Source organism: Aeromonas sp. R9-2 (assembly GCF_040908025.1).
GTDB classification, from domain to species: Bacteria; Pseudomonadota; Gammaproteobacteria; order Enterobacterales; family Aeromonadaceae; genus Aeromonas; species Aeromonas veronii.
The window spans coordinates 99,977-113,607 of the sequence record NZ_JBFOCX010000013.1 but is presented as its reverse complement, the minus strand read 5'-3'; the positions used below and the strand labels follow the sequence as shown (position 1 = coordinate 113,607).

General features: G+C 60.6%; 16 protein-coding genes. 9 read left to right on the top strand and 7 right to left on the bottom strand.

What is annotated here, in order from left to right:
* Nucleotides 1–2: 2 nt before the first annotated feature.
* From mlaD to murA, 5 genes are read left to right on the top strand one after another with little or no spacing between them, the layout of a single operon-like run.
* On the top strand, nucleotides 3–500 hold the full coding sequence (gene mlaD, locus AB5Y71_RS03920; RefSeq protein WP_005336348.1) for an outer membrane lipid asymmetry maintenance protein MlaD: 498 nt from the start codon (nucleotides 3–5) through the stop codon (nucleotides 498–500).
* A 2-nt stretch (nucleotides 501–502) separates the two neighbouring features.
* Entirely contained in the window at nucleotides 503–1,135 is a 633-nt protein-coding gene (locus AB5Y71_RS03915; RefSeq protein ID WP_005336350.1) for a phospholipid-binding protein MlaC, read from the top strand.
* Nucleotides 1,132–1,404, top strand: coding sequence for a lipid asymmetry maintenance protein MlaB (locus AB5Y71_RS03910; protein ID WP_100652493.1), 273 nt, complete (start codon nucleotides 1,132–1,134; stop codon nucleotides 1,402–1,404). The genes AB5Y71_RS03915 and AB5Y71_RS03910 overlap by 4 nt, the downstream gene beginning before the upstream one ends.
* The gene (ibaG, locus tag AB5Y71_RS03905) at nucleotides 1,404–1,661 is read left to right on the top strand and encodes a BolA family iron metabolism protein IbaG (RefSeq protein ID WP_005306001.1); all 258 of its coding nucleotides are present in this window, start codon (nucleotides 1,404–1,406) and stop codon (nucleotides 1,659–1,661) included. The genes AB5Y71_RS03910 and ibaG overlap by 1 nt, the downstream gene beginning before the upstream one ends.
* A gap of 18 nt (nucleotides 1,662–1,679) precedes the next feature.
* On the top strand, nucleotides 1,680–2,936 hold the full coding sequence (gene murA, locus AB5Y71_RS03900) for a UDP-N-acetylglucosamine 1-carboxyvinyltransferase (protein WP_005336355.1): 1,257 nt from the start codon (nucleotides 1,680–1,682) through the stop codon (nucleotides 2,934–2,936).
* Nucleotides 2,937–3,023: 87 nt separating this feature from the next.
* On the opposite strand, the gene pmbA is transcribed toward murA, so the two are convergent.
* Nucleotides 3,024–4,367: a metalloprotease PmbA gene (gene pmbA / locus AB5Y71_RS03895; protein WP_368171049.1), complete on the bottom strand. Its 1,344-nt coding sequence runs from the start codon at nucleotides 4,365–4,367 to the stop codon at nucleotides 3,024–3,026.
* A 114-nt stretch (nucleotides 4,368–4,481) separates the two neighbouring features.
* On the opposite strand from pmbA, the gene yjgA reads away from it, so the two are divergent.
* Complete coding sequence (gene yjgA, locus AB5Y71_RS03890) at nucleotides 4,482–5,006, top strand: ribosome biogenesis factor YjgA (protein WP_005336359.1); 525 nt, start codon at nucleotides 4,482–4,484, stop codon at nucleotides 5,004–5,006.
* Between the two features lie 396 nt (nucleotides 5,007–5,402).
* The gene (locus tag AB5Y71_RS03885; RefSeq protein ID WP_368171048.1) at nucleotides 5,403–6,185 is read left to right on the top strand and encodes a gamma-glutamyl-gamma-aminobutyrate hydrolase family protein; all 783 of its coding nucleotides are present in this window, start codon (nucleotides 5,403–5,405) and stop codon (nucleotides 6,183–6,185) included.
* A gap of 12 nt (nucleotides 6,186–6,197) precedes the next feature.
* On the opposite strand, the gene AB5Y71_RS03880 is transcribed toward AB5Y71_RS03885, so the two are convergent.
* On the bottom strand, nucleotides 6,198–6,581 hold the full coding sequence (locus AB5Y71_RS03880) for a hypothetical protein (RefSeq protein WP_040069030.1): 384 nt from the start codon (nucleotides 6,579–6,581) through the stop codon (nucleotides 6,198–6,200).
* A gap of 145 nt (nucleotides 6,582–6,726) precedes the next feature.
* Between AB5Y71_RS03880 and AB5Y71_RS03875 the strand changes: the two genes are divergently transcribed.
* Complete coding sequence (locus tag AB5Y71_RS03875) at nucleotides 6,727–8,253, top strand: cyclic nucleotide-binding domain-containing protein (RefSeq protein WP_368171047.1); 1,527 nt, start codon at nucleotides 6,727–6,729, stop codon at nucleotides 8,251–8,253.
* A 45-nt stretch (nucleotides 8,254–8,298) separates the two neighbouring features.
* The gene (locus tag AB5Y71_RS03870; RefSeq protein ID WP_368171046.1) at nucleotides 8,299–8,697 is read left to right on the top strand and encodes an STY0301 family protein; all 399 of its coding nucleotides are present in this window, start codon (nucleotides 8,299–8,301) and stop codon (nucleotides 8,695–8,697) included.
* 76 nt (nucleotides 8,698–8,773) lie between these two features.
* Here AB5Y71_RS03870 and AB5Y71_RS03865 read toward each other — a convergent pair whose 3' ends face one another.
* From AB5Y71_RS03865 to lysA, 5 genes are all read right to left on the bottom strand, one after another.
* Entirely contained in the window at nucleotides 8,774–9,484 is a 711-nt protein-coding gene (locus tag AB5Y71_RS03865; RefSeq protein ID WP_368171045.1) for an HAD-IA family hydrolase, read from the bottom strand.
* A 32-nt stretch (nucleotides 9,485–9,516) separates the two neighbouring features.
* Nucleotides 9,517–10,494 carry a tyrosine recombinase XerC gene (gene xerC, locus AB5Y71_RS03860; protein ID WP_368171044.1) on the bottom strand — a complete coding sequence of 326 codons (978 nt, stop codon included), beginning with the start codon at nucleotides 10,492–10,494 and terminating at the stop codon, nucleotides 9,517–9,519.
* Nucleotides 10,487–11,167: a DUF484 family protein gene (locus AB5Y71_RS03855; RefSeq protein WP_005336370.1), complete on the bottom strand. Its 681-nt coding sequence runs from the start codon at nucleotides 11,165–11,167 to the stop codon at nucleotides 10,487–10,489. The genes xerC and AB5Y71_RS03855 overlap by 8 nt, the downstream gene beginning before the upstream one ends.
* Before the next feature lie 91 nt (nucleotides 11,168–11,258).
* Nucleotides 11,259–12,089 carry a diaminopimelate epimerase gene (gene dapF / locus AB5Y71_RS03850; protein ID WP_005336371.1) on the bottom strand — a complete coding sequence of 277 codons (831 nt, stop codon included), beginning with the start codon at nucleotides 12,087–12,089 and terminating at the stop codon, nucleotides 11,259–11,261.
* A 262-nt stretch (nucleotides 12,090–12,351) separates the two neighbouring features.
* A complete protein-coding gene (lysA, locus tag AB5Y71_RS03845; protein ID WP_123172212.1) occupies nucleotides 12,352–13,602 on the bottom strand; it encodes a diaminopimelate decarboxylase in 1,251 nt (416 codons plus the stop codon).
* Nucleotides 13,603–13,631: the final 29 nt, after the last annotated feature.

Here is a 13,631-nt window from a genome sequence, read left to right as displayed (position 1 = left end):
AGATGAAGTTCAGCAAAGTAGAATTCCTGGTCGGCACCTTCATGCTGGCTGGCATCGGTGCCATTCTGGCACTGGCCCTGCAAGTGGCCGGTTTGAGCTTCAAACCGGAAGGAGAAACCTATACCCTGCGCGCGCATTTCGATAATATCGGCGGCCTGAAAGTCCGTTCGCCGGTCAAGGTCGGCGGCGTGGTGGTCGGTCGGGTCAGCGACATAGTACTGGACCCGAAAACCCAGGTGCCCGAAGTGACCCTGATGATGCAAAAGAGCGCTGGCGAGTTCGCCGATACCAGCTCCCTCTCCATCCTCACCTCCGGTCTGCTCGGCGAGCAGTACATCGGTCTTGCCCCCGGCTTCAGCGATGAGGAGATGGGCACTGAGATGCTCAAGGATGGCGACCTGATTGAAGACACCAAATCCGCCATCGTACTGGAAGATCTGATTGGCAAGTTCCTCTACAGCCAATCCTCCGACAGCAAATCAGACAGCAAGAAGGAGTAATCATGTTCAAGAAAATCGCCCTGCTGCTGGGCCTGATGACCAGCATGCTCTTTTCCCTGTCTGCCCAGGCCGCAGTCGATGCCACCGACCCCAACGCGCTGGTGGATCAGGCTGCCAAGCAGACCTTTGCCCGCCTGAAAGCCGATCAGGCCCAGGTGAAGAGCAATCCGGATCACCTGCGGGTGATCATCCGCGAAGAGCTGCTGCCCTATGTGGACAACCGCTTCGCCGCCTACAAGGTGCTTGGCAACCAGATTAAAGAGACTACCGAAGCGCAGCGCAATGCCTTCGTCGAGGTGTTCACCGAGTACATGGTGAGCTCCTACGCAGATGCGCTGGCCCATTTTGACAAGCAGACCGTCAAGGTCGAGCCGGGCAAAGCTCCCAGCGGCAACATCACCGCCGTCAACGTCAGCGTGAAAGAGGCCGGCAAGCCGGACATCTTCCTCGAGTTCAAACTGCGCAAGAATAACAAGACTGGCGAGTGGAAAGCCTTTGACATGGTGGCCGAGGGGATCAGCCTGCTCTCCGCCAAGCAGAGCGAGCTGGGCGGCCTCATTCGCCAGAATGGCATCGATGCAGTGATCGCCCAGTTGCGCGAACACAACGCCAAGCCGCTGGTACTCAAACCATGACCCTCAGCGGTGAGCTGCAGGCGCCACAGGTCAATGACCTGTGGCAACGCCGCGCCGAATGGTGGCAGGACGACCGGCTCGAGCTCGGCGGCGTCACCACCCTCGACTCCGCCGGACTGGCCCTGCTGGTCAAATGGGCCAAAGCCGTATTAGCGCGAGGCGCCACACCGCAACTGGTGGGCGCCTCCAGTGATTTCTATACCCTGGCCAACCTCTACGGGGTGGCCGGGCTGTTTCAGTCAACCCCGCTCACAACTGAGGACGCATAATGCAAGTCTCTGAAATTGAAGCGATACTCCTTGAGGCTCTGCCATTGTCCGAAGTCCATGTCAAAGGGGACGGTAGTCACTACCAAGTGATCGCCGTCGGTGACATGTTTGACGGCATGAGCCGGGTCAAGAAGCAGCAGGCCATCTATGCCCCGCTGATGGACAAGATCGCCAGCAACGCTATTCACGCCCTCTCCATCAAGGCGTTCACCGACGCCGAGTGGAAACGCGAACGTAAATTCCTATTGCCCTCCTGATTTGGTAACGAAGTAAAAATGGACAAATTCAAAATCGATGGTCGTTGTACTCTCAACGGCGAAGTGACCATCTCCGGCGCCAAAAACGCCGCGCTGCCGATCCTGTTCGCGACCCTGCTCTGTGATGAAGAGGTACACCTCTCCAACGTGCCGCGCCTGAAAGATGTGGGCACCACCATCAAGCTGCTGGAGATGCTGGGCGCGACCACCAAGGTCAACGGCAACGTCACCGTGCTGACCGGTGCGGTGAACAACCACGTCGCTCCCTACGAGCTGGTGAAGACCATGCGCGCCTCCATTCTGGCGCTGGGCCCGCTGGCTGCCCGTTTCGGCGCGGCTGACGTCTCCCTGCCCGGCGGCTGCGCCATCGGTGCCCGTCCGGTCAACCTGCACGTCCACGGCCTGGAGCTGATGGGTGCCAAGATCACCATCGAAGATGGTTACATCAAGGCCCGTGTCGATGGTCGCCTGAAAGGCGCCCACATCTTGATGGATATGGTCTCCGTGACCGGTACCGAAAACCTGATGATGGCCGCCACCCTGGCTGATGGGCGCACCGTGATCGAAAACGCTGCACGCGAGCCGGAAGTGGTCGATCTGGCCAACTTCCTCAATACCCTGGGTGCCAAGATTCAGGGTGCGGGCACCGACACCCTGACCATCGACGGTGTCGAGCGTCTGCACGGCGGCAACTACAGTGTGCAGCCTGACCGCATCGAAACCGGTACCTTCCTGGTTGGCGCAGCGGTCACCGGCGGCAAGATCACCTGCCGCAAGACCGACCCGACCCTGCTGGAAGCGGTACTGGTCAAGCTGGAAGAAGCTGGTGCCCTGATTGAGAAGGGTGAAGACTGGATCACCCTCGACATGACTGGCCGCACCCTCAAGCCGGTCACCATCAAGACTGCCCCCTACCCGGCCTTCCCGACCGACATGCAGGCACAGTTCACCGTGCTGAACGCCGTCGCCAAAGGTACCGGCATGGTCACCGAGACCATCTTCGAGAACCGCTTCATGCACGTTCCCGAACTGGTACGGATGGGCGCAGACATCGAACTGCAGGGCAACGTAGCCATCTGCCGTGACACCGAGCAACTCAAGGGTGCCCAGGTGATGGCGACCGATCTGCGCGCCTCCGCCAGTCTGGTACTGGCCGGCTTCGTGGCCGAAGGCTCCACCATCGTCGACCGTATCTATCACATCGACCGTGGCTACGAAGACATCGAGCAGAAGCTTCAGGGTCTGGGTGGCCGCATCGAGCGCATCAAGGGCTGATAGCCCCCTGATCGCTGGCCGATAAAAAGGCCCCCTCGCGTTGGCGAGGGGGCCTTTTTCATGGTTTCGGTTCAGTTGAAACCGGGATCAGTGACCCGCCAGCTTCATATTTTCTACCAGCACCGAGCCGGTCTTGAGACTGGAGCGCTCATCCTCGTCACGACCCACCGCCACGATATGGCTGAACATCTCGGCCAGATTGCCGGCGATGGTGATCTCTTCGACCGGATAGGCTATTTCGCCATTCTCGACCCAGAAACCGGCAGCGCCGCGGGAGTAGTCGCCATTGACGATATTGACCCCCTGCCCCATCAGTTCGGTCACCAGCAGACCGGTGCCCATCTCTTTAAGCATGCCTTGAAAATCCTGGCCAGTATTGGAGACCTGCCAGTTGTGGATGCCACCGGCATGACCCGTAGTAGTCAGCCCCAGCTTGCGAGCGGAGTAGGAAGTCAGCAGCCAGCTCATCAGCTCGCCGTTACGGATGATATCCATGTCGCGGGTACGCACCCCTTCGCCATCGAACGGGGTACTGGCAAGCCCGCCAAGCAGGTGGGGGAACTCCTGAATGGTGAGCCACTCGGGCAGGATCTGCTTGCCCAATTTGTCGAGCAGGAAGCTCGACTTGCGATAGAGGTTGCCGCCACTGATGGCCATCACCAGATGGCCCCACAGGCCAGAGGCAGTATCGGGGTGGAACAGCACAGGCGCGTGACGGGTAGAGATCTTGCGGGCACCGAGGCGGGAGACGGTACGCTCAACGGCTTCGTCAGCAATGCGCTGCGGGCTCCAGAGCCCGCCGAGGGTACGGCTGGAGGAGTAGCCGTAATCACGCTGCATATCGCCATCCTGCTCGCCTATCAGCACGCAGCTCAGGGAGTTGCGCGACGCCGCGTAGCCTTTGACGAAGCCGTGGCTGTTGCCATAGACCTTGATGCCAAGATGGCTGGAAAAACCGGCGCCGTCGGAGTGCTTGATACGGGCATCGCGACCAAGCGCCAGCCGCTCGCACTCGATGGCCAGTTCGATGCCGCGCTGGGGATCCAGTTCGATTTGGTGGCACAGTTGCAGATCGGGGGCATCCCAGGCCAGCAGCTCGGCGTTTGCCAGACCGGCGCAATCATCAGCCGAGGTGTGGCGGGCAATCTCGATGGCCGCTTCAACGGCGGCACGAATGGCGGGTTTGCTCAGATCGGTGGTCGAGGAGGATCCCTTGCAACCATCGCGATAGACAGCGATGCCGAGGGCGCCATCCTTATTGAATTCAATGCTTTCCAGTTCACAACCCCGGGTGTTCACCGACAACCCGGTCTGCTTGCTGATGGAGACTTCGGCCAGCGAGGCGCCCAGTCCTTTGGCTATCTCCAGGGCTTCGGCAACCACGGCCTCGAGATGGGCTTGATCCTGGCGGATTTGGTCTTGCTGATCCATAACTCACATCTGTATGAAAGAAGGAAAGGGGGGTAAGCATATCAGACCCCTGCGCCCAGCGGGAGAAGCTGGTAACATATCCGCCAAACGTGAATGACAGGAATCAAGAGACCGATGAGTCAATATCAAGACGACAACGAGTTCGAAGACTGGGGCCCCAGCAAGAGCCAGCTCAAGCGCGATGCCGAAGCATTGCAGAAAATGGGGGAAGAGATCGTCTCCCTCAGCCACAGCGAGCTGGAAAAAATCCCTTTGGATGAAGAACTTGCAGAAGCTGTCGAGCTGGGTCGCAAACTCAAGCCGAAGAAGGATGAGTCCTTCCGTCGCCATCTGCAGTTCATCGGCCGCCTGATGCGCAGCCGCGATATCGAGCCGATTGCCGAAGCGCTCTCCATCATCAAGAACCGTCACTCCACCGTGAATGCACGCCTGCATCGCCTGGAGCAGTGGCGCGAGCGCCTGATCACCGAAGGTGACAGCGCCCTCAACGAGCTGATGTCCCAGTTCCACGAGCTGGATCGCCAGAAGCTGCGCCAGCTGATCCGCTCCGCCAACAAGGAGCGGGAGCTGAACAAGCCGCCGGTCGCCTACCGCGAGATGTACCAGTATCTGCGCGGCGAGATCGAAGACCTGCTGTGACCCCCGAAACACGCCTCCCCTTGCGGAGGCGTGCTTCTATTGATGCCTTTTCCTCTCCACATCTCCCGCCAGCCCTGCGCGTTTAATATATCCACCATTTTGCTACCCCAGCCATAACGGCTCATCTCAACAGCCCCGTTAAACCGCCGCTTCAGAGCAGTTCAAGATAAACCAGTTAACAATTTGGCATCATTTTGTTTGACATATTGAACGGCCTTGGCAGACTGAAGAGAGGATCCATGCCGTCGCTGCCTAGGCTGACCAACGATTCTGCCACCCGGCCCGACGCGGGATCCCATGACCATGCCTTGAGGCATGCCCTTGCCCTGCCGGTTTGCAAGGGCCTGCCCAAGGCGCAGGATGAGACTTCAACGCCAAGGATAATCAAGGTGCCCTATGCCAAATCCCCAGCCTCCCGCTCCCCGTAAACCTGTCGTGCTGATGACCATGGGTGCCCAGCCCCGCAACGGCCACGCCTATCAGGTGATGACCCACAAATACATCATGCCGCTGGTGGAAATAAGCGGCTGCGTCCCGCTGCTGGTACCCACCTGCTGCGGCACCGCCGATCTGGAGCAGTATCTGGATCTCGCCGATGGGGTCTATCTGAGCGGCGCCGGTTCCAACATCGATCCAGCCCTCTACGGCCAGGAGAACCTCACGCCGGAGAAACAACAGGATCGGGATCGCGACCTGTTCGATCTGCCCCTCATCAAGGGGGCGCTCGCCCGTGGCTTGCCGCTCCTCGGGATCTGCCGCGGCATGCAGGAGATCAACGTGGCGCTGGGGGGAGACATCCATCAGAAGGTCTATAACGAGCCGGGTTATGACGATCACCGGGAGGATGCCGACGATCCGGTCGACGAGCAGTATGGGCCGAGCCATCAGATCAAACTGCTGCCGGGCAGCTGGTTTGCCAAGCTGATGGGGGAAGAACAGATTCCGGTCAACTCCCTGCATGGACAGGGCATCAACCGGTTGGGGAAGGGTCTGGAGCCGTTGGCCCACGCCGAAGATGGGCTGATAGAGGCACTTCATGCTCCCGCACTGTCACCCTTTTTGCTGGCAGTGCAGTGGCATCCGGAGTGGAAAGCCAATGAAAACCCCCACTCCATCAAGATCTTTCAAGCCTTTGGCGATGCCTGCCGCCAACGCAGTGCATTGATGGCAGCGAGGTAACCCCTCATCGATTCAGTCGCCAAACCCGCGCGCCTTGAGCTTGGGCAGTCCACCCCGCTCGGGGCGCAAGGTGCGGCAGATATCCATCCCCTTGAGCCCGCGCTGGATATGGTCAGGCGAATGGCCAAACACCATACCGTTGCTGCGGTAGAGGTTGTTATCATCCAGCTCGAACTTCTCGCCGCCAATCAGCAACTGCTCGCGGCCATTGACCGTGTCACCCCGCTTGATGGGCACCTTCATGTCGCTCAGCACCTCGCCGGTGGCACACCCCTCGCGCCAGCGTGCCTCACTGGAGAAGGGGGTAATGGCTATTTCACGCCAGGAGCCATCCCGGAATTCGACCCGATATTTCTCGGCCAGCAGGTCGCAGCCAGCCAATGGCAACAGGGCCATCAAACAGATGATTTTCTTTGAAAATTTCACTCAATCGCACTCCTTTGCCCGGTTCTGCACAGGATAAATAAATTGCCGCCCCAACGCACTATTTCCCCGCGCCGTAGCAGCTATGCTGGAAATAAAACCACAATAAGGTGCTGCTATGGCTGGCGAAAACCTCACCGCGCTACCGACGCTGATCTGGATTGGCGAACACCCGTTCTGGACCCTGCTCACCCTCTCCCTGATGCTGCTCCACTTCTGGCGCCGTCCGGGACAGCGACGGGAGCTGCTCTCCGAGCTCAGTTTCGTGATGATTAGCGCGGTGGTGATCCTGCTGATCCAGCTGGAAGGGGGCTGGTTCAAACTGCCGCTGCCCCATCAATTGCTGATCGAGATCTCCACCCTGCTGGCTGGCCTGATACTGGTCAAGATATGGGGGATCCTGCTGTTCGAGTTTCTGCTCCCCCTCTGCCATGTGCGGATCCCGCGGATCATCGCCGATATCGTCATCACCATCGGCTATATCGGCTGGGGTCTGTTTCGCCTCTACGCCTCCGGCATGGCGCTCGGGGAGATAGTCACTACCTCGGCGGTCATCACCGCGGTTATCGCCTTCGCCATGCAGGACACCCTTGGCAACCTGCTGGCCGGGGTCTCCATTCAGCTCGACAACTCCATCGCCATCGGTGACTGGCTGCAAGTGGATACCACCCAGGGCCGGGTGGTGGAGATCAACTGGCGTGCCACCACCATCGAGACCCGCAACTGGGAGACAGTCGTCATCCCCAACAGCCACCTGCTTAAACAGCGCTTCACCGTGCTCGGGCGTCGCCGTGGCGAACCCTTGCAGTGGCGGCGCTGGGTCTGGTTCGATCTGACCCTGGATACCCTGCCGACCCAGATCATCGCGCTGATCGAGAAATCTCTGCGGGAGACCAAGCTCCCCTGCGTCGCCAAGCATCCGCAACCGGACTGCCTGCTGATGAATGTCGAAGGGGGCATCGCCCGCTATGCGGTGCGCTACTGGCTCACTGACCTGGCTCGCGACGATCCGACCGACTCCATGGTGCGCAGCCTGATCGATGCCGCCCTGCGCCGCAACGATCGCCGCCTCACCCCGCCAATCTTCAACGTTTTTATGGCCAAGGAGAAGCAGCATCTGGATGCCCGCCACAAGCGCCACACCGCCGAACGAACCGATACCCTGCGCAAGCTGCCGCTGTTTGCCATGTTGCAGGAGAATGAGCTGCTTCAGCTGGCCGATCAGGTGAAGTTCGCCCCCTTCGTCAGCGGCGACATCATGCTGGAGCAGGGGGATATCTCCAGCTGGCTGTTCGTGCTGGTCAAAGGGGAGGCCGAGATGGTGGTCAATGTCGAAGGGCGAGAGCTGAAACTCGGTACGCTCAACGCGGGAGACTTTTTTGGCGAACTGAGCCTGCTCACCGGCGAGCCCAGCTCCTTCACGGTGCGGGCGGTGGCCACCGTCGAAACCTATCGCATCAATCAGGCAATGTTTCAGGAGCTGGTGATGCAGCGCGAGGCGCTGGTCGAGCCCCTCTACCGGGTGCTGAGCGACCGCCAGCAGGAGCAGCAGGCGCTGCTGGAGCGGGAAGCGGAAGCCATGAAACAGCCACCACAACAGCTTGATCTGCTTGATAAGCTGATGAAGCTGTTCGGCGGAAGATGACGTAGCATGGCATCGTATTGAGGACGTGAAGAGAGAACCGCAGCCATGTTACTGACCACCCTCGCCCTTGCCGCCAGCCTGCAATTTGATTGTCCCGCCACCATCGAGAGTCGCCAGCAGCTGCTGACCCCGCAGCAGGGCTGGCAGGCGTTCACCCGCAATGACGATGGCAAACCGGACGAAACCCTCAGCCACCGGCTCGATAATCTGGCCCTGTTCGACGGAGATCCTACCGAGCTGGCCCAACTCAAACCGGATAATGGCGACAGCGACGAGATCCACTACTGGAGCCAGCTCGATAGCAGCCTGCGCCCGCTCTATCTGGTCTGCCGCTATCAGAACAGCGCCATCACCCTGCAGCAGGCGCTGCCCGTCGGCATCAGCTACTGCCGCGTCAACCAGCGCGATCGCAACACCCTGCTCGGGTTGATTTGTCGCAAATAGCGGGCGTCACCCCTTGCCATATATCGCTATTCGATGACAGCCCTTACCGCCTGAGCCGGGCCACCCGCCAGCGCCATCAGAGCAGCAGCTCAGCCAGCTCCTCCAGTGCCGTCAGCTCCACGTCCGGCAACAGTTGCAGCTGTTGCCACGGTTGCTGCCGCTCGTTGAGCCAGGCGGCGCGAAAGCCGTGCAAACGGGCACCCAGCACATCGGTCTCGGGATGATCCCCAACATGGAGGATCCGCTCCGCAGGCAGCTTGAGGGCACTGCGGGTCTGCTCAAACATATCCGGCGCCGGTTTCATTCTGGCGCCCGCCCCCGCCTTGCAGACCAGCGTGAAGTAGCGATCCAGCCCGGCCTGAACCAGATCCAGATTACCGTTGGTGATCACCACCAGCGGATAGCGTTCGGCCAGTCTGGCCAGCAGCTGATGAGTGGACTCGCTCACCTCGATCTTCGAGCGCTCTGCCAGAAACGCAGCAAACACCTGCTCCGCCTCGCGGCTGGCCTGCTGGTCGGCCATCCCACCCTCGACCATGGCGGTACGGATGGTCTGCTGACGCGCCAGGCTGACATCGTGGCGCAGCTCGGGGTTGGCCAGCAACACGGCGCGTTTTAGCTCCAGCCAGCGTTGCTTGTCGAGCATGGCTGTCGCCAGATATTCGCTGCGCAGATGGCTCAGCATCCACTGCTCGGCGCTCACGATGGCGGGGCCGTTGTCATAGAGGGTGTCATCGAGGTCAAACGAGATGGCAGCAACCGGCTGCCAGCGGCGATAGAAGTGCATGGACTCTCCTCTGCAACGGTGCTCAGGGCCCGTTATTCATCATCCTGCGCATCCGGGTCACGCTTGGCCCTGGGGTGAGCGCTGTCGTAGACCTTGGCCAGATGCAGGAAGTCGAGGTGGGTATAGATCTGGGTGGTGGAGAGGTCGGCATGTCCCAGCAGCTCCTGAACCGCCCGGAGATCGCCGGAAGACTCCAGCATATGGGTGGCAAAGCTATGGCGCAGCTTGTGGGGATGGACGTGGGCGTTGAGCGCCTGCTTGTTGCCCCAGCCATCGAGGCGGGCCTGCACCGAGCGCGCCGACAGCCGCTGCTTGCGGCTGGAGACAAACAGCGCCTCGCTCTCGTCCCCGGCAAGCAGCGGGCGCACCTTGAGCCACTTCTGCAGCCACTCGACCGCCATCCGGCCGATGGGCAGCACCCGCTCCCGCGAACCCTTGCCAGTCACCTTGAGCTGACGGTCGTCGAGCTTCAGATCCACCAGATTGATCCCCACCAGCTCGGCCAGACGCAGCCCTGAGGAGTACATCAGCTCCATGATGGCGCGATCCCGCACCGCCAGCGGATCCTGCTCGTCGGTGATGTTGAGCAGTTGGTGCATCTCGTCCACATCGAGGTTTTTCGGCAGCGGCCGCCCCTGTTTGGGGGTGACGATGCCACGGGCCGGATTGGCGGTCAGCCGACCCTGCCGCACCTGCCAGTCGCAAAAGCTGCGCAGGGCAGAGACCTTGGTGGAAAGGGAACGAGGAGCAAGTCCCCCCTTGTGCATCCGGGTCACCAGAGTGCGCACCTGACTCGCCTCGAGCCGACCCCAGTCAGTGAGCCCGAGGGCCACCAGCTCGGCGGTCATCGCCTCCAGATGGGCTTGATAGTTATTGCGGGTATGAGGGCTGAGCTGACGCTCGACCCTCAGGTATTCGATAAAGGCCGCCAGCTCGTCCGCCAGTGCCGCAGGCAGTGGCGGTGCGACGACGGGAGCTTTGGCGGGAGCCCTGGCCGATGTTCTAGCCATGAGTCAACTCGGGCAAACGCAGTTGCAGCAGGCGCCCCAGTTGGCCCAGCAGCAGGGTGTCGTTGTGGGGAGTAAAGTGGCCGGGATCCGAGCTGGCGAAGGCCAGCACACCGAGATCGCCGAGCCGCATCAGGGCCACCGAGTTGACCAGCACATCGTGGCCAAACAGCGCCTGCTTCTCGCTCTGGCTCAGGCGGCCAAAGTAGTAATCCTGCCCCGGCAGACGCTGACCCAGCAGGGATTCGAGCTGCTTGCCCTGTGCCAGAAAACGCTGCTCTGGCCCGCTCAGGGCAAACTTCTTGGGATTGAGCCAGAGCCGCAGCCCGGTCAGGCGCAGCCGCTGGACAAAAGCCTTGCCCATCACGGCACTCACTTCGAACAGAGTTTGGCAACCGTACAGCTCGCCGTAGAGATCGGCATAGACCCGGAAGATCCGTTCGTTCTCGCTGGCGATCCCCATCAATTCGGTGATCTCCTGCTCCAGCTGTTCGATCCGCTCGCGCTGACGCTCCAGCTGGCGCTCGACCAGCGAGACCGACCCTTTGCGTTCATGGGGAATGCGGATCCGGTCCAGCACGGCGGCATGGCGTTGGAAAAACTCGGGATAACGGGCCAGGTACTCCAGCACAGTGGCTTCATCCACCGATTGCTCCTGCCGTTTGAGTTCGCTCATAAATTGGTTGATCCATCAGAGAAATGGGGCTCGCTGCCCCGACATCATGGGCAAAGGGGGCCAACGCCCCCCGTACCTGAACCTTTATCGGCTAAACCTCTATCTGGCCGTCAAACACATGCTCGGCGGGACCTGTCATATAGACCGGCTGGCCCGGCCCCTTCCAGGCGATAGTCAGCTTGCCGCCCGGCAGGCTGACGGTGACCCGCTCCTTGAGCTTGCCCTGACTGATGCCAATCACCGCCGCCGCACAGGCACCGGTGCCGCAGGCCAGGGTCTCGCCACAGCCCCGCTCGAATACACGCAGCTTGATCTCGGTAGCATTGACCATCTCCATGAAACCGACGTTGACCCGCTCGGGAAAACGCTCGTGGCGCTCCATGATGGCACCGAGCGTCTCGACCGGCGCATCGGCGACCGAAGGCACCTCGATGACACAGTGGGGATTGCCCATGGAGACCACGCCACACATCACGGTATGCTCCTGCGCCCGCAGCAGATAGGTTTTCTCTGCCTTCTGGGCCCGGAACGGGATCTTGCCCGGCTCAAACTGGGGAACACCCATGTTGACCGTGACCTGATTCTCCCCCTCCAGCTGCAATACGATGCGACCCCGGGCGGTACTGACCGCGATGCGATCCCGGTTGATCAGCCCCTTGAGACGCACGAAACGGGCAAAACAGCGGGCGCCGTTGCCGCACTGCTCCACCTCGCTGCCATCGGCATTGAAAATGCGATAGTGAAAGTCGAGTTCAGGGTCATAGGGCGGCTCCACCAGCAGCAGCTGGTCAAAGCCGATCCCGAAGTGGCGATCTGCCAGCTTCTTGATGACGTCATTGCTGAAAAATACCTTCTGGGTGACGCCATCCACCACCATGAAGTCGTTGCCCAAGCCATGCATCTTGGAAAAATCTATCAACATCGTGCATTCCTGTGCTGTTAGGGCTGTAAAAATTCACCGAACCAAGGGTCGCCAAGCGCCATGAAGTCGTTGTCCAAAGCCCCATGCATCCTGGAACAATCTGTCAACATCGTGCATTCCTGTGCTGTTAGGGCTGTAAATACTCACCATCAACCACTATGAAGTCATTGGCCACAGCCCCATGCATCCTGGAACAATCTGTCCACATCGCGCACTCCTGTGCTGTCAGGGCTGTAAAATTCTGTCGTCTCTATCTACTGCATCAGGGCAGCAGGTGCTCACCGCGCCAGAGATCGGCCAACTGCTCACGCTCGCGGATCAGGTGTGCCTCGGCACCATCCACCAGCACTTCGGCTGCGCGCGGACGGGTGTTGTAGTTGGATGACATGGTAAAGCCGTAGGCTCCGGCCGAACGCACTGCCAACAGGGAGCCCTCGGCAATGGCCAGGGTGCGCTCCTTGCCGAGGAAGTCGCCGGTCTCGCACACCGGGCCCACCACGTCATAGATCGCGGGAGCATGACCGGCACGGCTATCCACCTCGATGATGTTCATCCAGGCGCCGTAGAGCGAGGGGCGCAGCATGTCGTTCATGCCGGCATCGATCAGCGCAAAGTTGCGGGTCTCGCCCGGTTTCAGGTACTCGACCCGGGTCAGCAGCACGCCGGCATTGGCGACGATGGCACGGCCCGGCTCGAACAGCAGGGTCAGATCCCGGCCCGCCAGCTTCTGCTTCAGCGCTTCGGCATACTCGGTCGGATGGGGTGGCTGCTCGGAACCATAGTTGACCCCAAGGCCGCCCCCCACGTCCAGATGGTGGATATGAATGCCTTCTGCAGCCAGACCGTCGATCAGCCGCAGCAGCTTGTCAGCCGCTTCCATAAAGGGATTCAATTCAGTGAGTTGCGAGCCGATATGGCAATCGACCCCGACAATCTCGATGTTCGCCATCGCGGCTGCCTTGCGATAGATGGCTGGCGCCAGCTCGATGGGAATGCCGAACTTGTTCTGCTTGAGGCCAGTGGAGATATAGGGGTGAGTACCGGCATCGATATCCGGATTGACCCGCACCGAGACGCGAGCCTTCTTGCCCATGCTGCCCGCCACCCGATTGAGGCGCTCCAGCTCGGCTTCCGACTCCAGATTGAAGCAGAGGATCTCTTTATCCAGCGCGAGGCGCATCTCCGCTTCACTCTTGGCGACCCCGGAGAAGACCACTTTGGCCGGATCACCGCCCGCCGCAAGAACCCGCGACAGCTCGCCACCGGAGACGATGTCAAACCCCGAGCCCAGTCGGGCCAGCAGGTTGAGCAGCGCCAGATTGGAGTTGGCCTTCACCGCATAGCAGATCAGATGGGGAATATCGCCAGCGGCCTTGTCGAAGGCGTGCCAGTGGCGCTCGAGGGTCGCACGGGAGTAGACGTAAAGCGGGGTACCGTACTGCTCGGCAAGCTGTTGCAGCGAGGTTTGCTCGGCCTGAAGCTGGCCGGCGGCGTCGTAGTTAAAGTGATCCAAGGGGGCGGTTCCTTCCTAGAATGGGTGCG

Bases quoted from the DNA above. Each gene is read 5' to 3' on its own strand.
- dapF (WP_005336371.1), bottom strand. From the start codon at position 12,089: ATGTTGATAGATTTTTCCAAGATGCATGGCTTGGGCAACGACTTCATG.
- AB5Y71_RS03870 (WP_368171046.1), top strand. From the start codon at position 8,299: ATGTTACTGACCACCCTCGCCCTTGCCGCCAGCCTGCAATTTGATTGT.
- AB5Y71_RS03875 (WP_368171047.1), top strand. From the start codon at position 6,727: ATGGCTGGCGAAAACCTCACCGCGCTACCGACGCTGATCTGGATTGGC.
- pmbA (WP_368171049.1), bottom strand. From the start codon at position 4,367: ATGGATCAGCAAGACCAAATCCGCCAGGATCAAGCCCATCTCGAGGCC.
- yjgA (WP_005336359.1), top strand. From the start codon at position 4,482: ATGAGTCAATATCAAGACGACAACGAGTTCGAAGACTGGGGCCCCAGC.
- AB5Y71_RS03910 (WP_100652493.1), top strand. From the start codon at position 1,132: ATGACCCTCAGCGGTGAGCTGCAGGCGCCACAGGTCAATGACCTGTGG.
- AB5Y71_RS03915 (WP_005336350.1), top strand. From the start codon at position 503: ATGTTCAAGAAAATCGCCCTGCTGCTGGGCCTGATGACCAGCATGCTC.
- AB5Y71_RS03865 (WP_368171045.1), bottom strand. From the start codon at position 9,484: ATGCACTTCTATCGCCGCTGGCAGCCGGTTGCTGCCATCTCGTTTGAC.
- mlaD (WP_005336348.1), top strand. From the start codon at position 3: ATGAAGTTCAGCAAAGTAGAATTCCTGGTCGGCACCTTCATGCTGGCT.
- ibaG (WP_005306001.1), top strand. From the start codon at position 1,404: ATGCAAGTCTCTGAAATTGAAGCGATACTCCTTGAGGCTCTGCCATTG.
- AB5Y71_RS03855 (WP_005336370.1), bottom strand. From the start codon at position 11,167: ATGAGCGAACTCAAACGGCAGGAGCAATCGGTGGATGAAGCCACTGTG.
- AB5Y71_RS03885 (WP_368171048.1), top strand. From the start codon at position 5,403: ATGCCAAATCCCCAGCCTCCCGCTCCCCGTAAACCTGTCGTGCTGATG.
- AB5Y71_RS03880 (WP_040069030.1), bottom strand. From the start codon at position 6,581: ATGGCCCTGTTGCCATTGGCTGGCTGCGACCTGCTGGCCGAGAAATAT.
- xerC (WP_368171044.1), bottom strand. From the start codon at position 10,494: ATGGCTAGAACATCGGCCAGGGCTCCCGCCAAAGCTCCCGTCGTCGCA.
- murA (WP_005336355.1), top strand. From the start codon at position 1,680: ATGGACAAATTCAAAATCGATGGTCGTTGTACTCTCAACGGCGAAGTG.